The following is an 18,567-nucleotide window of genomic DNA, read 5'->3' as shown; positions in this document are numbered from 1 at the left end:
GTCGTGCTGCGGCACCGCGGGCCACCGCTCATGTCGTGGTGAGCGGCTCGATCAGCCCGGCGGCATCCTCGAGGGTTTCGAGCCCGTCGAGCCGCGCGATGAAGCTGTCGATGCTGGCGGCATCGAGAACCGGCTCGACGCAATCGGCGAATTTCCGGTCCAGTTCCTCGGGGCTGAGCGGGTTCTGGGTGGTGCCCTTCGGCCAGTAGATGCGGCTCGTCAGGGTCTCGCCATCGCGCAGATGCACGGCGACTTCGGCGAATTCCCTGTAGCCCGGCCCGCGCTCCCGCAGCTCCTCATGGATGTAGACGTTGATGCGCGGAATGAAGGCCACGACCTTCGGTTCGAGGATCATGTCCGGCGTATAGTCGGTGGGGATCGGGCGCCGCCCTTCGAGCAGCGTGCGCGACAGGCAGTATTCGATGCTGAACTTGCCCTCGGTCGGCGTCTTCGGCCGGCTGTAGCTCACGGCGTCGGGCACCCAGAAGGACACGCCGCAATCGACGCTCTCGACCTCCTCGGCGGAGATGGCTTTCCGCGACAGGATGTCCAGCACCGCGTCGATCGGGCGATGGATACAGAAGCAGCAGGGATAGATGCGCGACTTGATGCCCGGCTCGACGAGCGACCAGGGATTGCCCATGACGATCCCGGTCACGCTCGTATCGCCCGAAAAGGTCTTGAAAAAGCCCGAGGGTGCCTCGAGCGGCCGGGGGTTCGCGGTGACCTCCTGGCGGGCGAGCAGCACCGAAACGAGCCCGGCACGCGCCGCAAAGCCGGAATGGACGGGCTTGATCTCGGTCCCGAACTGGCTGCGCAACCCCGAGGCCTGGGTGGTGGCGATGGACAGGGCGCGCAGGGTCGTCCCGGTGTCGAGCTTCAGCGCGCGCGCGACACCGGCGGCGGCGCCGAGCACGCCGCAGGTAAAGGTCGGGTGCCAGCCCTGCTCATAATGCGACACGGTCATCGCCTTGCCGATCTTGATCGCGGTTTCCAATGCGGCGACGAAGCCCACCAGCAGGTCGGCGCCCGAGACGGGCTCCATCTGCGCGGCGGCAAAGAGCGCGGGCAGCGTCGGGCTGGCGACAAAGCCCATGTTCTCGTCCGAGCTGTTGTCGAAATCGAGCACCTGGCCGATGGCGCCGTTGATCATCGCGGCCTCCTGCGGGCCGGTGCGCTCGGGACGGCCGATCAGGACGCAGCGCGTGTCGCCGGTCAGCTCCTTCGCGACGGTCACCAGCTTGTCGATATCGCCGTCGCTGCCGCCCGCGACGCAGCCGCCGAGCCAGTCCTTCAGCATGCGCTTGGCGGGGATCAGCGCCGCCTCGGGAATATCCTCGAGCATGAGTTCGGCGACAAAGCGCGCGACGCTCTGCGAGACGCCCTCGGGTTCGGTGACAGCATCCATTTTCGGTTCGGTGAGAGCCATGATCGGAGTCCTCTGTTATGGTCGCGGAATGCAAACCCGGTCGCTGCGCAACCGGCGTCCGGACGCGGCATGCCACCGCGCCTTCAGGCCATTTCTCTGAATGATTACAGGCACAGGCTGGCATCGCCCCCCTGCCCTGTCAATAGGCGCAAAGCCTTGCGATAACGCGGTTTTCTGAAAGCATCTTTTCAGAAATGGCGCTGTTGGACCAAGCCTGCACACGCCCGGAAACGCAACGCGCCGCCCCGGAGGTCCGGGACGGCGGCGGGTCGTGCGATATGGGCCGGGGCGCCGGGCGGGCGCTCAGGAAAGCTGCACGAAATGCCCCTCCGAAACCTTCCGGTATGCCCGCTCCGGCGGCTCGTAGCCGACCGGGCGGATCGGGCTCATGATCTCGTCGGGGAGCACTTCGCGCTTCATGCCGCGCCGGGCCGGATCGGGCACCGGCACGGCCGACATCAGCTTGATCGTATAGGGGTGCTGCGGGTTCTCGAACACCGCCGCGCGCGGGCCGATCTCGACGATCTCGCCCAGATACATCACCGCGACCCGGTGGCTGACCCGTTCGACCACCGCCATGTCGTGACTGATGAACAGGAAGGCGATGCCCATGCTGTCCTGCAGGTCGAGCAGCAGGTTGCAGACCTGCGCCTTGACCGACACGTCGAGCGCGGAGACCGCCTCGTCCGCGACGATGACCTTCGGATCGAGCATCAGCGCGCGGGCGATCACGATGCGCTGGCGCTGCCCGCCGGAGAACTCGTGCGGATAGCGGTGCAGGATGTCGCCCGACAGCCCGACCCGGTCGAGCAGGCCCGCCGCCTTCTCGCGCGCCTCGGCTGCCGGGCCGAGCTTCTGGATCAGGTAGGGCTCGGTCACCGCGGCACCGACGGTCATGCGCGGATCGAGGCTGGCGAAGGGGTCCTGGAACACCATCTGGATCGACCGCCGCATCCGCCGCAGATCGAGATGGTTCAGTTTCATCACCTCGTAGCCGTCGAGATGGATCTCGCCGCTCTGCGGCGTCACCAGCCGCATGACCGAACGCCCGATGGTCGACTTGCCGCAGCCGGATTCGCCGACAAGCGACAGGGTCTCGCCCTGGAAGAGGTCGAAGGAGACGTTCTCGACCGCATGCACCGCACCGCGCCTGCGCCCCAGGAGCCCGCCGGTGATGTCGAAGCGCATCGTCAGGTCGCGCACCGCCAGCACCGGCGTCCGGGACTTGTCGACCGTGTCCCGGATCTCGGCGGCGGGCTGGGCCTTGCCGGTCTCCACGTCGACGACGGGGAATTTCACCGGCAGCGCCCTGTTCGCCATCGACCCCAGCGGCGGCACCGCGGAGATCAGCGCCCGCGTATAGGGATGCTCGCCGCGCCGGAAGAGGTCGGCGGTCCTGCCGCTCTCCACCATCTCGCCGCGATACATCACCAGGCAGCGGTCGGAGACCTCGGCCACCACCCCCATGTCATGCGTGATGAACAGGACCGACATCCCCTCCTCCTCCTGCAAAATCTTGATCAGGTTGAGGATCTGGCCCTGGATCGTCACGTCGAGCGCGGTGGTCGGCTCGTCCGCGATGAGCAGCCTGGGTTTGGTGGCCAGCGCCATGGCGATCATCACCCGCTGGCGCATGCCCCCGGAAAACTGGTGCGGGAATTCGTCATAGCGCGATACGGCGTTGGGGATCCGGACCTTCTCGAGGATGCGGATCGCCTCCCGCCTTGCCTCCCGCCCCGAGATGTCGCGATGGATGGTGAGCGCCTCGCTGATCTGCCTGCCGATCGAGGTGATCGGGTTGAGCGAGGTCATCGGCTCCTGAAAGATCATCGAGACCTCGTTGCCGCGGACGCCCTGCATCTGCCGTTCCGTCAGCGTCAGCAGGTCGCGGCCGGCGAGCAGGACCTCGCCCTCGATGCGGCTCAACGCGGGGTCGAGAAGACGCATCACCGACAGCGAGGTGACGCTCTTGCCCGAGCCGCTTTCCCCGACGATGGCGAGGGTCTCCCCCGGCATGACGTCGAAGGAGACGTCACGCACGATCTTCTTCCACTGGCCGCCCACGCGGAACGAGGTCGTCAGATTGCGGACAGACAGGTGCGGCGGTGCGGATCCGGTCCGGTTGTCGAGGTCGGGCACGATATCTCCAATTCGCGTGTTCATTGTTCGATCACCTTCGTGTGGTTGCGCGAGCTGCGGGCCATCCGGGATCGCGGCGCCATCAGAACCGCCGCATCGGATGTCGCCACGCGACGACCGCCCCGAAAAAGGAGATCATGGCCAGCATGCCGATCGCCAGTTGAAAGGACTTAAGGAGTGCCGCATCCGCCGGCCCGGCGGCGAAGCTGCCGTCCAGGCGGGCTTCGAACAGCGCCATCGCCCCCGGATCGAGCGATTTCATCGCGACGAACAGGATCATGAGCGCCAGCGCCACGCCCAGCGCCGAGCCCAGCGAGCGCGAGAACAGCAGGAAGCCTGCGGTCACGCCGATGGCGCGCGGGCCCGAGGCGATCTGCACCAGAAGCTGCGCCACGCCCATGGTGGACCCCATCATCATGCCGATGAGGCACATGGCCAGACCGAGCTGCGGGATCGTCACCCATTCCATCGCAAAGACGAGGACGGTCAGGATGACGGTGGTGGCGCTCAGCCCCGCCGCGGGAAAGATCGTCGTGCGCCGGGTGTGGGAGACCATCTTGCCGCCCACCAGCGCCCCCACCGCCAGCCCCCCGGTCAGCAGCAGCAGCATGACGCCGCTGCGCGTGGCCGAGAGCCCGTGCTCGACCCGCAGGTAGAGCGGCATGAAGGAGATCAGCCCGAGCATCACGCAGCCGTGCAGCAGCACCAGCATGTTGCTGTAGCGCAGCGGCGCCTCCGACAGCAGGTCCAGCGGCAGCAGCGGGTGCGAGGCCCGCCGCTCGCGCCGGATCAGCCCGATCAGGCAGAGCGAGGCCGCGACGGCGCAGACCGCAAGGCCCGCAAGCGCCGTGCTCTCGGCGCGCTTGACCTGTTCGAGCGCGACCAGCAGCGCCACGGAGAAGCCCGCGAACCAGGCCAGCCCCCAGCCGTCGAACCGCCAGTCCGAGATGGCCGTCGCGGCCCCGGACCGGCGGCTGTCGGGCAGTCGCATGACCAGCACCACCGTCACCGCGGCCACCGGCAGGCTGGCGAGAAAGATCGCGCGCCAGCCCAGGAGGTCTCCGATCACGCCGCCCAGCACCGGGCCGAGCGACGCGCAGCTCACCGTGATCCCGCCAAGATAGCCCTGATAGCGGGCGCGCTCCTGCACCGGGACGGTTTCCCCCAGCAGCGCCTGGGCCGAGGTCATCAGGCCGCCGCCGCCGATGCCTTGCAGGATGCGGGCGAGGATCAGCATGTCGAGATTGACCGAAAGCGCGCTCAGCACCGCGCCGCAGGCAAAGACCGTCAGCGCGACGATCATCATGCGCTTGCGCCGGAACACGTCGCCCAGCCCGCCATAGACCGGCGCGGAAATCATCGAGGTCATCATGAAGCCGATGAGCACCCATCCGACCCGCTCGGCATCGCCGAGCGAGGACACGACCAGCGGCAGCGACGAGGCGATCATCGTCTGATCGGCCATGGCGAGCGCCATGGCCAGCATGATCGGCGGCAGCACGCGCCAGGGATCCGACACCGCGGGGGATGCCTCGCCGGTCCTCTGCGCCTGCCGTCCCGGCGCATCGGCCTGCCCGCGCCCGCCGGCCCGGCCGGATGCCGGTCCATGTCCTGTCTCAACCATCATCATCTCTCTTGTCTGAACCCTGTCGCTTGCTTGTGATCGTTCCCTGCGCCCCCGCTCCGGCCCGAAGGCCCGACGGGACCACGCAGGGGAGCGGATGCGGCCCCTCGGGGGCGCAGGGCACGCCGTCCGGCGGGACACCGGGCAGCGCGATGGGGGAAGGCGGTTCGCCCGGCCTCCCGGATCACTCCGCCGGCGCGACACCGGCAAAGCTGTGATATTCCGAGGAGCTGAGCTGGAGCCCGGTGAAGGCCGTGCTGGTTGCCACCTCGTAGGTCGGCGCCAGCAGGAAGATCGCGGGATAGTCGTCCATCACCCAGGCGGCGGTCTCCTCGATCAGCCTGATCCGCGCATCCGTCTCGAAGGTGGCGTCGATCTCGGCACAGGCCGTCTCCAGCTCGGGATTGTCGTAGCCCCCGAAATCAAGGGGATTGCTCTCGACATAGACCTGGCAGAGCATCGAGGCGCCCTCCGAGGCGAAGCCCCAGGCGATCTGGGTGACCCATCCCGCATCACGGGCGGTGTTGCGCGCATCCTCGATGAAGGTGGCGAATTCCTCGATCCGGAGTTCGGTGGGCACGCCCGCCTCGGTCAGGTACCCGCTGACCGCCTGCGCCAGCGCGTCATCGCCTGGATAGCGCCCGTTGCTCGCCAGATAAGTGAGCGTGGGGAAGCGCTCGCCATCCTTTTCGAGGATGCCGTCGGAATTCTTGCTCCAGCCGGCTTCGGCAAAAAGCTCCTCCGCGCGCTCGGGATCGTAGGGCAGTTGATGCGCCGCGCGATAGCCGATCTGACCCGGCCCGATCGAACTGTCGAGCGCGGTGGCGCTGCCACTGAAGATGAAATTGGCCAGCGCCTCGCGGTCGATGGCGAGATTGAGCGCCTCGCGCACCTTCCTGTCCTGCATCGCCGGCAGACCCATCGGGAGATGCGCGACGAAGGCGCGGATGGACGGAACGCTCAGCACCTCGAAATCGGGATTGCCGGCCACGCGGGGACGGTCGATCGGCGAGAGATAGAAATTCATGTCCGCCTGCCCGCTCAGCAGCCCGGCCAGGCGCGTCTGCCCGTCATTGATGAAGTCGAAGTCGATCCCGTCGATCTCCGGCGCGCCGCCCCAGTAGTCGGGGTTGCGTGTCATCACGATCCGGTCCGGCAACTCGAAGCTCTCGAGCATGAAGGGGCCGGTGCCCGAGGCGATCTCTCGCGGGATATCGGCGCCGTATTCGTCATAGGAGGCCGGGCTGACCATGGATGCCACCGTATGCGCAAGCCGCACCGGCAGGCCGCTGAACGGGACGGAGGTGGTCAGTTCGACGGTGTGGTCGTCGACCTTCCGCGCCCCGCTCAGCGGCCCGAGATTGTCGAGCGAGGGGATGCGGTTCTCGGGCGCCATGATATAGTCGATGTTCCGGACCACGGCATCGGCGTCGAAGGGCGTGCCATCGGTGAAGGAGACGCCTTCGCGCAGCCGGAACGTCCAGGTCAGCTTGTCGTCGGACACCGACCAGTCCGTCGCCAGTCCGGGCAGAAGCTTCTGGTCGGGCGAGACCACGGTCAGCGTCTCGAAGACGTTGCGCAGCAAGCCCTGGTTGAAGGCCGGGCCGGTGCCGGAGGGGATCTTGGCCTCGATGCTCGACGGCACGACGACGCGCAGGACGTTTTCCTGTGCCGGCGCGGGGGCTGCCGCCGCGACCCCGAAGAGCAGAGCGGCAGAGGAGAGGAGCCGTCCGAGGGAAGGCCTGAGAGTGTGCATGTTCATTGTTGGACCTCGTCGAAGTGGGAAGAGACGTTCTGTCTGTGGTTATTGGAGCGCGCCACGACCGGATGCGGCGTGCTCTGAAGGCGTGGGCGGGTCTTCGGACGACCCTCCCGATGCAGGTCCCGGCAAAGGGACGATCCTGCCTGCGCCGGCGGATAGCCGACTGCCTGGCCTGTCGTCCGGTGCCGGGGGGCCGGCATCCGGTCACGATGGACCGGAACAGGCCAAGTCCGGGTCTCCTCCCAATATCCGTGTCCTCCCCGGTCGTCCGGCCTCCCGTCCCGACGCCCCCGGTGCGCCGCCGCGCCGGCGCGGCCGTGCCCGTCGCGCACACGGCCCGGCGCGGCGCCGGGGGCGCGTCTGCGGCGGGTCGGATGCTGTCTGCGTCGGGCATGGCGGATCCTCTGTTTCTGTGTCGCGGTCAGAGTGAGTTTCTGGTCTTCGGATCGAGCCTGTGGCGCACCCCGTCTCCCAGCAGGTTGAGCCCCAGCGTCGTGATCATCAGCGCGAGACCCGGCACGAGCGTCAGCATCGGCGCCTGCCAGGAATAGCGCTGGCCCTCGGCGATCATCAGGCCCCATTCGACCGAGGGCGCCTGCGCCCCCAGGCCGAAGAAGTTCAGCGCGGCGCCGGTCAGCAGGTTCGCCCCGACGCGAAAGCTCGCGATGGTGATGATGGGCGCGGCGAAGTTCGGCACGATGTGGACGAAGGCCAGCCGCAGCCGTCCCGACCCCATGGCCACCGCCGCCAGCACGTATTCGCTGTTCATGAGCTGCCGCGCGGTCTGGTGCGCCACGCGGGCGAAGATCGGCATGCTGTAGATCGCCAGCGCCACGATCAGCGGCACGATCCCGCGTCCGATGACGGCGACGAGGATCACCGCCTGCACCATGCCCGGAATCGACAGCAGCGAGTCGATGAGGCGCATCAGCACCGCCTCGATCCAGCCGCCCCGCATCGCCGCGGTCGCGCCGATGGCGACACCGGCCGCCATCGCGGCAAACACACTCCCGAACCCCATGACGAGCGAGAGCCGGCCGCCATGCATCGCCCGCGCCAGCAGATCCCGCCCGAGATGGTCGGTGCCCAGCGGATGCGCCGCGCTCATGCCGCGCATCGCCTGGGAGAGTTGCTGCTGTGCCGGATCGACCTGCCAGACCAGCGGCCCGATCAGCACGCCGGCGAGCACGAGACCCACGAGAACGAGCCCGATCGTACCGGCGGCACCGAGGGATTTCGCCTCGCCGAACCAGCGGCGAAGGCCCGAGGGGGCGGCGGGAGCCTGAGCGATATCGGCCATCACCGTGCCCTCCTCAGACGCGGGTCGATCACTGCGTTGAGCATGTCCGAAAACAGGTTGATCAGGATGAAGATCACCCCGAAGACGAGCACCAGCGCCTGGATCGCCGGGTAGTCCCGTGCCAGCACGGAATCGATCAGGAAGCGCCCGATGCCGGGCCAGTTGAACACCGTCTCGGTCACCACCGCACCGTTGAAGAGGATGCCGATCTGGAGGCAGATCACCGTGATCACCGGAACGATCGCCCCGCGCAGCGCGTGATGGATCATCAGCCGCGCGGAGGACGCGCCCTTGGCCCGCGCGGTGCGGATGTAGTCCGCCGACAGCACTTCGATCACGCTGCCCCGCGTCACCCGCATGATCAGCCCCACCTGCGCGGCGGCGATCACCACCGCCGGCAGCACGAAATGCCGCCAGGTCCCCGCGCCGTAGGACGGCAGCCAGCCGAGGCGGACCGCGAAGAAATTCATCAGCAGCAGCGCCAGCCAGAAGGACGGCACCGAGATCGCCAGCACGGCGGTGGAGGTCAGGACCACATCCGCGCCGCTGTTGCGCCGGATGGCGGCGATGACACCGCCCGTCACACCCAGAAGCACCGCCACCCCCATCCCGACGAGCGCCAGCACCGCAGTATAGGGAAGACGCTCCAGAATTTCGCGCATCACCGGCAGCTGCGTCCGGATCGAGCTGCCGAAATCGCCGTGAAGCGCGTTCTGGAGAAAGAGCGCGTATTGTTCGACGAACGGGCGGTCGAAGCCGAATTGCGTGCGGATGAGCTCGATCGTCTCCTGCGATGCCGTCGGCCCCGCGAGAAGAACGGCCGGATCGCCCGGCACGAGACGGATCAGAAAAAAGACCACGGTAAACAGGATGAATACGCTGATACATCCCTGAAGCAGACGTTGAACGACATCAGTCATCTCTTTGTCCCCGTTAGAAACCCTTGGAAATCCGGACCGGTCGCCGCGCTGCGCGGCATGCCTGGTCCGTGGACATCACCAAACACCATGTCCGGTGGCGCAGGAAGCACGCGCGGCCCCGGCTCCCCGGTGCGGAGCCTGCCAGCGACGGGAAGGGCTAATAATTCAGCGCAAGCGGCCAGCGGCCCGGCACTGCGGACACATCCCCGCAGGCACGCCGAGGCGAGCCGGGCGCGGCACCTTCAGCGGCACCCGCGAGGGGCGAAAGCCCTCCCCTGCGCAACGGACATTCGTGCCGCGCCGGGCCGCTCCGCACGCGCGGCCATGCGCCCGTTTCGGATGGTGCGGCATCTTTTCAGGCGGTTGCGCCCGTCTTCGAGACACTTGGTTGACATGACTTGTTTCCCTGTTGTTGTCCGCAATGGTCGCGGATCTTTTTTCGCACGCGTCAGGCCGACGCGAGCTGGTCCTTGAACAGTCCGGCGCCGTATGTCGCCGGGAAGAGGCCCTCGCGCTGGAGCGGCGTCACCAGATAGGACATGAGCTGGATCACGTAAGACGGGAGCCAGACGGCATCTATCGAAATGCCGTCGGCCCCTGTGTCGGCGACAAGCGCCTTTACCGCCGTGCAGACCTGGGAAGAATCTCCGATGATCCGCATCCCGCCCAGCGCCAGCGCGCCATAGGCCTCGTCGAGCTGCGCGGCCGCGATCCTCGCACCGCCTTCGCTCGCGGCCACCACCGGGTTGACCGAAACCAGGATCTTCACCCGGCCGGTGCGGCCAGCGGCGGCGATCTCGGCACGCAGGGCGGCGCAGTCGGCGGCGAGCGCCTCGACGCTAAGGCCCGGAAGGATCACCACATCGGCCTCCTGCGCCGCGAACCGCCGCTCCGCCTCGTCCGCGGGAGCCATCACGGTGACCGGCTGCCCCTGCGGCGGACGCACCGTGTTGAGGGGCCCGCGCGAGCTGTAGAATTCGCCCTCGTGGTCGATCTCGTGCACCTTTCCGGGATCCGCGAAGATCGCCGTCTCGGGGTCGCCGACGACCGCATCCTCGTCCCAGCTGTCCCAGAGCTTGCGGCAGATGTCGACGAATTCCGCGGCCCGGCGCATCCGGTCTTCGGCGGCTTCGGGGATCGGCAGCACCTGCCCCACCGCCGTGACCGCGGCATCGCTGAGCATCGGCTGTACCGACCAGCCGATCCGGCCCGAGGACAGGTGATCCAGGGTCGAGATCAGCCGCGCCACCATGAACGGGCGGTAAAGCTCCGTCGAAACCGCCGGCACGATGCCGATGGACTGGGTTGCATCGGCGATGGTGGCGCAGACCGCGAGCGTATCCATCCGGCCCACGGCCCCGGCGGGATCGTCGCCGGCGATGTCGACGCGATCGGAAAACACGATCATGTCGAGCCGCGCGCGCTCGAGCAGCAGCGCGATTTCCTGATAGGTCTCTGCCCGGTTCCAGAGACGCCCCCGCCCCCAGGCGGGATGGTTCCAGCCTTCGCTCGCCGCGCCGTTGCGGCCGTGCCAGGCGATATACATGCGTTGTTCAGCCATTGTCTGTCTCGTGCTTGGGCATCAGAATGCTTTGAGATTGTCGCGCAGCGTGCCGTCGACATAGGACTCGCGGACCACGCCCCGGCGCTGAAGCTCGGGCATGACCTCGTCGGCGAAGGTGATCACGTTGCGCGGCAGCATCGAGCCGCGGATCGCCAGCCCGTCGCCGCCGACCTCCCTCATGAGGTCGATCATCTGTTCCGCGACGGCCTTGCCATCGCCCTGGACGGTGTAGGTCTCCTTGATCGCCTCCTGCATCGCGATCTCCCGGAGCAGCGGCGCCTTGCCGTCGCGGTAGTGCTGACGGAAATGCCCCTCGGAATATCCTTCGGTGACCGAGCCCTTCTTCGCACCGGCCGGCGCGGCGGTCGGCAGCGGTTCGTCGATGTCGAAGGGCGAAAGATCCTTGCCGATCCGGCCCGACCATTGCGCAAGCCCGACGTCGACCGAGATCGCGGGCGAGTTTATGATGGCCTGGCGCACCGCCGCGGCGTCGTCCCGGCTCTTGCCGACGATCGGCTTGATGGTGAAGAACACCTTGGCGCTGTCCGGATCGCGTCCGATGGACGCCATGCGGTCACGAATGTCCTGGCGAAACGCGCGCATGTCGGCCGGCGTGTTCTGATGGGTGATGATCACCTCGGCATGTGTCGCGGCGAACATGCGCCCGCGGTCCGATCCCCCCGCCTGGACGATCACCGGCCTGCCCTGGGGCGAGCGCGGCAGGGTCAGCGGACCGGCCGTGTCGAAATACCGTCCGCCGGACTTGCGCATGCTCACGCGCGCGGCATCGGCGAAGCGGCCGGTCGTGCCGTCCATGGTGACCGCGTCCTCCGCCCAGCTCTCCCAGAGCTCGCAGCAGAGCTCGACATATTCGTCGGCGATGTCGTAGCGGTTGTCATGGCCCACATCGAGCGACAGCCCGAGGTTCTGCGCCGAGCGCTTCTTGGCACCGGTGACGACGTTCCAGCCCATGCGGCCGCCGGTCAGGTGATCGAGCGTGCTGATGGTGCGCGCCAGCAGGTAAGGCGGATAGACCGAGGTGTTCAGCGTCGAGACGAAGCCGATGTGCCTCGTGTGCATGGCCATCATCGCCATGAGCGGCACCGGATCGTGCTGCATGCCTTCGAGCGCATATTTCAGGTAGATCTCGATGGAGTCCTTGTAGGTATCGAAGATCGCGTTTTCGTCGGCGAAGATGATCATGTCGAACAGCGCCCGCTGTTCGAGCACTTTCGCCATCGCCTGCCACTGTTTGGGCTTGGTCCACTCCATCGCGCCATAGGCGCCGCGGCCGGGGTCTTCCCAGTCGCGGGCGCCCTGCCAGGTGAACCAAGCCAGATGGAACTTGTCGGTCATAAGGACACTGCCTCCGCTTGAGAAGGGCGTCCGATCCCTCTGGAACCGCCCTTTCCCATAGTCGTAGACAGGATACATGTTTTTGATTATAGGCATTTTGGGGAGGGTTTATTTTCGGTTTTTGCAAAGATGTACCGCCCATGAACACCTTGCTTTCGATGGAACTCCTGGTGCTGTCCGTCAGCGGAGGCAGCTTTTCCGCCGCGGGCAGGCGGCTCAACATGTCGCCGGCCTCCGTCAGCCGGCATATCAACGCGCTCGAGGACCGGCTCGGGGTGCGCCTGCTCAACCGCTCGAGCCGGTCCCTGACGCTGACCGAGGCCGGACAGGAATATTACCGGCACGCACAGCGGATCCTGCCGCAGGTCAACTCCGCCGAGAACCGCACCCGCGAGCTGGGCAAGGCGCCGCACGGAACGATCCGCGTGCATTCGCGCATGTTCGTCGGCAGCCAGCTCATCGTCCCCGCCCTGCCGGACTTCCTGCGCCGGCATCCGGGGCTCAACGTCTCGCTGATCATGTCGAATACCGACCTCAACCTGAACGACCAGAATCTCGACATAGACATCCGTATGGGCCGCCCGCCGGATTCGAACTATGCGATGCGGCGGCTGGGTGAGACCCGGCGCGTCGTCGTCGCAAGCCCCGAGTATCTCGCGCAGGCACCCGCGCTCGAGATACCCGACGATCTGCACGAGCATCAGTGCCTGATCTACACGCAATACGATCAGTCCTCGATCTGGTCCTTCGTCGACGAGCATGGCGAGCGGATAGACGTGCCGGTGATCGGCCGCTTCAACACCAATGTCGGAACCTCGATGCGCGATCTCACCCTGGCCGGGCTGGGCGTGACCATGTTGCCGGAATGGGCCGTCCGGCCCTATATCGCCAACGGCCAGCTCGTCCAGTGCCTGCCCGGCTTCGAGGCGAGCCACACGGATTTCACATTCGACACGGGGATTTACGCGGTCTTCGTAAAGGGACGCTACATCGCCGCGAAAACGCGCCTGTTCCTCGATTTCCTCGTCGAGCTGTTCGGCGATCGCCACAGCGGCACGCCCCTCCCGAGGGCGTGAAGCCGGACGCGATCTCCGGGCGGCGGCCCGGCGAAAGCGCGAATTCGGGCCAGGGGCGATGACCCGGTCGCCGTCCGTGGCGGCCATTGCGGAGATTTTCCGGCCAGCCGGCCCGGAGCGGCAGTCGCCCCGGATCGGCGCACCGGATGGAGGCCGGGATGTCCTGACAGCAGCCCCGCCGCAGGATCCGCCGGTCCGCGATCGAGCTGCCCGACCGTGCACAGGCGGCAGGGGATGGTGACGCGGCACGGTTTCCACCGGACGGGACCGCCCCGTCCGGCGGGAGCAGAGGTCAGCCGGCGCCGAGAAACGCCGCGCAGCGCTCGCCGATCATCACGGTGGGCGCGTTGGTATTGCCGCTCACGAGCTTCGGCATGACCGAGGCATCGGCGATGCGCAGTCCCTTGAGACCGCGGACCCGGAGTTCGGGATCCACCACCGCGTCCTCCCCCGTTCCCATCCGCGCCGTGCAGGAGGGATGATAGACCGTCTTGGCGAACTGGCGGCAATGGTCCTCGACGGCCTCGCGGGAGGTCGCGTCGGGACCGGGGGCGAGCTCCTCGGAGACGACTTGCGCAAGCGCGGGCGCCTTGAGAACCTTGCGACAGAATTCGACGCCGCGGACAAGCGTGTCGATATCCTCCTGCGTGGTCAGGTTGTTCGCCTGGATTGCGGGCATGGCCTCCGGATCGCCGGAGGAAATCCGCACGCTCCCCCGCGAGGTCGGTCGCAGGCAACAGGGATTGAGCGAAAGGCCGTGCCGCGCCGGCGCCTCGCGATCCGCATCCCCCACCAGCGAAGGCACGACATGGATCTGCACGTCCGGCCGGCCGGCGCCGGCGGTGTCGATGAAGCCGCCCGACTCGATCACGTTGGAGGTCAGAAGCCCCGTGCGGAACAGAAGATACTGCACGCCGTGCCGCATCGCCTTCAGCCCGCGATCGGCGCCGAACAGGCTCACGGGATCGCGTGTCGCGCCATAGACCGAGGCGCTGACATGATCCTGAAAGCCCTTGCCCACACCGGGCAGCACATGCCGCGTCCCGATCCCGTGGGGCGAGAAATCGGCAGGATCGCCGATCCCCGAAAGTTGCAGGAGCTTCGGCGTGCCGATCCCTCCGGCGCACAGGATCACCTCCTCGCGGGCGGTGAAGCTCTTGCGGGTGCCGTCCTTCATCCGGCAGGTGAGACCGGTGACCCGGTCCCCCTCGAGCGTCAGCTGTTCGGCACAGGCCTCGGTGTGGATCGTGAGGTTGCGATGCCGGCGCACCGGCCCGAGATAGGTCACCGCGGTAGAGGCGCGGCGTCCGTCGAAGGTCGTGGACTGGTAGAAGCCCACGCCCTCCTGGCGCGCCCCGTTGAAATCGGCATTATAGGGCGCGCCGGCCTGCTGTGCCGCACGGACGAAGGCATAGGCGAGAGGATGCCCGTAGGCGGTGTCCGACACCCTGAGCGGCCCGTCCGAACCGTGGAATTCATCTGCGAAACGGGCGTTGTTCTCCGCCTTCCTGAAATATGGCAGGACGTCGTCATAACCCCATCCGACGGCACCCTGCCGGGCCCAGCCGTCGTAATCCTCCGCGTCGCCGCGGATGTAGATCATCGCATTGACCGACGAGCTGCCCCCGAGGGTGCGGCCCTGGGGCACATGCATGACGCGGCCGTTCGCGCCGGGCTCGGGCTCGGTCGCATAGGCCCAGGTCCGGTGCGTTCCGATCACCCGCACGAAGGCGCCGGGGATATGGATGAAGGGCGTGCGGTCGCTCGGCCCCGCCTCGATCAGGATCACCGATCTGCCCGCGTCGATCAGGCGGCGCGCCACGACCGCGCCCCCCGATCCGGAGCCTATGACGATATAGTCGCAATCGCTCATCTCGGCTCATCCATTGAGTTGCGACACGAGCTTCGGCGTGAGATAGGCCATGATGCCTTCCGCGCCGCTCTCGCTTCCGTAGCCGGAGTCCTTCACGCCACCGAAGGGCGTTTCCGGCGCCGCGAGGCCGAAGTGATTGATCGACATCATCCCGGTCTCGATCCGTGTCGCCATGGCATGCGTGCGGTCGGTGCGCTTGGAAAACCCGAAGGCCGCAAGGCCGAACGGCAGGCGGTTTGCCTCCGCGACGGCGTCGTCCAGCGTCTCGAACCGGTTCACGATAGCGATCGGGCCGAACGGCTCCTCGTTCATGATCCGCGCGTCTTCCGGGACATTGGCGAGCACAGTCGGCGCGAAGAACCATCCCGCATTGCCGATCCGCGCGCCGCCCGTCTTCAGGTCCGCGCCCCTGGCGACGGCATCCTCGACGAGTTCGGACATGACGTCGATCCGGCGGGCATGGGTGAGCGGCCCCATGTCGACGCCGTCCCCGGTCCCCGCCCCCACCTTCAGCTTCTCGGCACCGGCAACGAAGCCGTCGAGGAACGCCTCGAATTTCGGCCCCTGGACCAGATAGCGCGTCGGCGCGGCGCAGACCTGACCGGCGTTGCGGAATTTCAGACCGACCGCCAGCGGAACGACCGTCCCGAGATCGACATCCTCGCAGACGATGAACGGGGCATGGCCGCCGAGTTCCATCGTGGCGCGCTTGATATGCTTTCCCGCCATCTCGCCCAGCAGGGACCCGACCTGCACCGACCCGGTGAAGGAGATCTTGCGGATGATGGGCGAAGGGATGAGATGGGCGGAAATCTCGGACGGCACCCCGAAGACGAGATTCACCACGCCTGCCGGCACGCCGGCGTCCTCGAAACATCCGACGAGCAGCATCGCGGAGGTCGGCGTTTCCTCCGGCGCCTTGGCGATGATCGTGCAGCCGGCGGCGAGGGCCCCGGCGATCTTGCGCACCAACTGCCCGACCGGGAAATTCCACGGCGAGAAGGCCGCGATGGGACCGACCGGCTCGAGGATCACCTTCTGTTCCACATTCGGCTGGCGGGACGGGATCACGCGACCGTAAGTCCGGCGTGCCTCCTCCGCGAACCAGTCGATGTGATCGCCGGCGCCGCCGGCCTCCATGCGCGCCTCGGCAAGCGGCTTGCCGTTCTCGCGCAGGATCGCCTGGGCCATGTCCTCGGCGCGCTCCCGCGCGAGCGACGCCGCCTTGCGCAGGATCTTCGCCCGCTCATAGGCGGAGGTATTCGCCCATCCGGCGAAGGCGCGATGCGCCGCGGCGAGGGCATCGTCGAGATCGGCGGCCTCGGCAAAGGCGACGTCGCCGATCCTGGTCCCGGACGCGGGATCGAAGACATCGCCGGTGCGTCCGCCGGATCCTGCGCGCCAGGACCCGTCGATGAAGAGAGAATGCGTCATGAAAAGTAGTCCTCAGATGGAGAGATGGTGGCGCTGCGCCGGCTTCAGGCCTCGGGCAGCGGAGCATATTCGGGGCGGGCGGGCGTGAAGACGTCGATATTGATCACCTCTTCCTCGCCCACGACCACCGCGTGATGCATCGTGTTGGGCGGCACCCTGATGATCGCGCCCGGCCCCATGCGCACGACCTCGTCTCCGACATGGAAGTCGACGGTGCCGGAGACGATATAGGCGATCTGCTCGTTCTCGTGCTTGTGCGGCTTGGGTTCGTGATCCGGCTGAAGACGATGCAGCGCGATGGTCGCACCGTCGCCGGAAAAGGCCTTTTGCTCGACACCGGGACGCATGGTTTTCCAGTCCAGTTTCGACCAGTCGATTTGATGGATCATCACGATCTCCTTTCGTTCATTCGCCGCCGCAGGAACGCTCTGCGGCCTGTTGCATGAGAGTTTTCGCGCCGGACAGAAGCAGGGACTGGTCGGCGCCGACGACGAAGACCGTCACGCCCCTGGCGCTCCAGCGTTCGACCTCGTCCGCCGAGGCCACGAACAGCCCCGCCTGTTTTCCCGCCGCCCGCGCCGCGGCGATGACGGCCTCGATCGCCTCCGTCAGCTCCGGCGAGCCGGCGTCGCACCCGAGCGAGAGGGCGAGATCGACGGGACCGACGAAAAGCACGTCGATGTCGGGCTGCGCGGCGATCCCGGCAAGGTTGTCCACCGCCGCGCGGTCCTCGATCTGGGCGAGGATGACGTTGGTCTCGTCCGCGAAGCTGCGGTAGGCGGCGGCGCCCATCGTGCCGTACCGCCCCGCCCGCCCCGACGGGGAGAAACCGCGCGCCCCGTGGACATAGCGGACCGCGGCGGCGATGGCCGCGGCCTGCTCCCCGGAGGTGACGTGGGGAACCATCACCCCGCCCGCCCCGAGATCGAGCGCCGGCCAGAGTGCGGCCGCCGACTCGTCACGCCCCCGCACGAGGACGGGCAGGCCCGTGGCGCGGCCGGCCATCACCATGAGATCGAGAGCGGACGTGCCGATCGCCCCGTGTTCCTGATCCGCGACCACGAAATCGAGGCCGGCAAGGCCGAGGAGCTCCACGACATGCGGATCGGGGATCTTGCCGAACGTGCCGATCACCCTCTCGCCCGCCCGGATGCGCCGCCGCAGCTCGCTCATTCCGCGAGCCCCACGAAACGCGCGGCATTGGTTGCGGTCATCGCGCGGACATCGCTGTCCGGATAGCCGAGCCTGAGCAGGAGCTCGATGATCGCCCGCATCCCCTCCACGGGCGTCGGATTGCCGTTCTGTCCCAGATCGGAGCCGAAGAAGGTGTTCTCGACACCGGCGGCGGCGATGACGTTCCGGAGGTGTTCGTCATCGAAAAGCTGGAAGGTCGAGGGAATGAACATGCAGATCGAATGTTCCATCATCACGCCCATGCCCACGAGATCGCGGATCTGGTCCATCGAACCGCCGTTCACATAGGTCGGGTGGTTGAGGAACAGTCTGGTCACGCCGCGCGCCCTGGCCTCCTCGTAGAAGGGAAAGGCCTCGTCGACGTGATGGTGGCCGGCGGACACGCAGGCGTCCGCCTCCGCGATCAGGTCGAGGATTTGCTTGACGTCATCGCGTACCGCGCCGTTGTCCCCGACCAGGCGCAGGCCCGCCGCCTCGACGGTCTTCTTGCTGTTCTCGGGAAACTTTCCCTTGAGATCCTTCGAGGTCTTGATGATGTGGTTTTCGGCATGCGCGGTCGGCATCCAGACGATCCGCGCGCCCTGCTTGAGCGCATAGTCCACCGCCGACGGGTTGAACCCGCCGAGCGGGTGGTTCATCACGATGGCGCTCAGCACCTCCGTCTCGCTTTCCATATTGTCGTTGAGAAGCGTCGCGATCGGCATGGTGGGGTAGTAATGATCCTTCAGGAGGATCGCCCGCATCCCCGCCTCATCCGCCTGTTTCAGCGCCTCGATATGGTCGATCTTGCGCGGATGCAGGGAGGGGCCGGAGTGGATGTGGAGATCGACCGCCCCCTTCATCAGGGCGTCGATGCGGGAGTCTGGATCTTTGTCGGGCATGTCTGGGCCTCCTTC

The 18,567-nt window shown here is 67.1% G+C and carries 14 protein-coding genes; 1 reads left to right on the top strand and 13 read right to left on the bottom strand.

The genetic code is table 11. The features are described 5' to 3' along the window. Positions 1–28 precede the first annotated feature (28 nt). The 8 genes from P73_RS10110 to P73_RS10075 form a co-directional block, all read right to left on the bottom strand. Positions 29–1,429, bottom strand: a complete 1,401-nt coding sequence (locus tag P73_RS10110; protein ID WP_043869471.1) for an MmgE/PrpD family protein — start codon at positions 1,427–1,429, stop codon at positions 29–31. A gap of 303 nt (positions 1,430–1,732) precedes the next feature. Next, positions 1,733–3,592, bottom strand: coding sequence for an ABC transporter ATP-binding protein (locus P73_RS10105; protein WP_043869470.1), 1,860 nt, complete (start codon positions 3,590–3,592; stop codon positions 1,733–1,735). A 58-nt stretch (positions 3,593–3,650) separates the two neighbouring features. Continuing rightward, complete coding sequence (locus P73_RS10100) at positions 3,651–5,192, bottom strand: MFS transporter (RefSeq protein ID WP_158401929.1); 1,542 nt, start codon at positions 5,190–5,192, stop codon at positions 3,651–3,653. Between the two features lie 184 nt (positions 5,193–5,376). Further along, positions 5,377–6,954, bottom strand: coding sequence for an ABC transporter substrate-binding protein (locus P73_RS10095; RefSeq protein WP_043869469.1), 1,578 nt, complete (start codon positions 6,952–6,954; stop codon positions 5,377–5,379). Between the two features lie 421 nt (positions 6,955–7,375). After that, the gene (locus P73_RS10090; RefSeq protein ID WP_043869468.1) at positions 7,376–8,254 is read right to left on the bottom strand and encodes an ABC transporter permease; all 879 of its coding nucleotides are present in this window, start codon (positions 8,252–8,254) and stop codon (positions 7,376–7,378) included. Next, positions 8,254–9,174 (bottom strand): ABC transporter permease, encoded by a 921-nt coding sequence (locus tag P73_RS10085; RefSeq protein WP_043869467.1) that lies wholly within the window; start codon positions 9,172–9,174, stop codon positions 8,254–8,256. The genes P73_RS10090 and P73_RS10085 overlap by 1 nt, the downstream gene beginning before the upstream one ends. A gap of 448 nt (positions 9,175–9,622) precedes the next feature. Further along, the gene (locus P73_RS24350; RefSeq protein WP_082033175.1) at positions 9,623–10,735 is read right to left on the bottom strand and encodes an LLM class flavin-dependent oxidoreductase; all 1,113 of its coding nucleotides are present in this window, start codon (positions 10,733–10,735) and stop codon (positions 9,623–9,625) included. A gap of 21 nt (positions 10,736–10,756) precedes the next feature. Further along, on the bottom strand, positions 10,757–12,094 hold the full coding sequence (locus tag P73_RS10075; RefSeq protein ID WP_043869466.1) for an NtaA/DmoA family FMN-dependent monooxygenase: 1,338 nt from the start codon (positions 12,092–12,094) through the stop codon (positions 10,757–10,759). 140 nt (positions 12,095–12,234) lie between these two features. Here P73_RS10075 and P73_RS10070 point away from each other — a divergent pair, with 140 nt between their 5' ends. Next, a complete protein-coding gene (locus tag P73_RS10070) occupies positions 12,235–13,170 on the top strand; it encodes a LysR family transcriptional regulator (RefSeq protein WP_074743264.1) in 936 nt (311 codons plus the stop codon). A 292-nt stretch (positions 13,171–13,462) separates the two neighbouring features. Here P73_RS10070 and P73_RS10065 read toward each other — a convergent pair whose 3' ends face one another. Genes P73_RS10065 through P73_RS10045 form a run of 5 tightly spaced genes read right to left on the bottom strand, consistent with a single transcriptional unit; the run spans position 13,463 to position 18,552 of the window. Further along, the gene (locus P73_RS10065; RefSeq protein WP_043869465.1) at positions 13,463–15,043 is read right to left on the bottom strand and encodes a GMC family oxidoreductase; all 1,581 of its coding nucleotides are present in this window, start codon (positions 15,041–15,043) and stop codon (positions 13,463–13,465) included. Positions 15,044–15,049: 6 nt separating this feature from the next. After that, positions 15,050–16,477, bottom strand: a complete 1,428-nt coding sequence (locus tag P73_RS10060) for an NAD-dependent succinate-semialdehyde dehydrogenase (protein WP_043869464.1) — start codon at positions 16,475–16,477, stop codon at positions 15,050–15,052. A 44-nt stretch (positions 16,478–16,521) separates the two neighbouring features. Next, positions 16,522–16,866, bottom strand: a complete 345-nt coding sequence (locus tag P73_RS10055; protein WP_043869463.1) for a cupin domain-containing protein — start codon at positions 16,864–16,866, stop codon at positions 16,522–16,524. Positions 16,867–16,882: 16 nt separating this feature from the next. Then, positions 16,883–17,650, bottom strand: coding sequence for an HpcH/HpaI aldolase family protein (locus tag P73_RS10050; protein ID WP_043869462.1), 768 nt, complete (start codon positions 17,648–17,650; stop codon positions 16,883–16,885). Next, positions 17,647–18,552, bottom strand: coding sequence for a DUF6282 family protein (locus tag P73_RS10045; protein ID WP_043869461.1), 906 nt, complete (start codon positions 18,550–18,552; stop codon positions 17,647–17,649). Before P73_RS10045 ends, P73_RS10050 begins: the two co-directional genes overlap by 4 nt. Between the last annotated feature and the right edge of the window lie 15 nt (positions 18,553–18,567).

Source organism: Celeribacter indicus (assembly GCF_000819565.1).
Lineage (GTDB): Bacteria > Pseudomonadota > Alphaproteobacteria > Rhodobacterales > Rhodobacteraceae > Celeribacter > Celeribacter indicus.
Note: the sequence above shows the minus strand (reverse complement) of the source record. Positions and strands in the feature narration are given on the sequence as shown.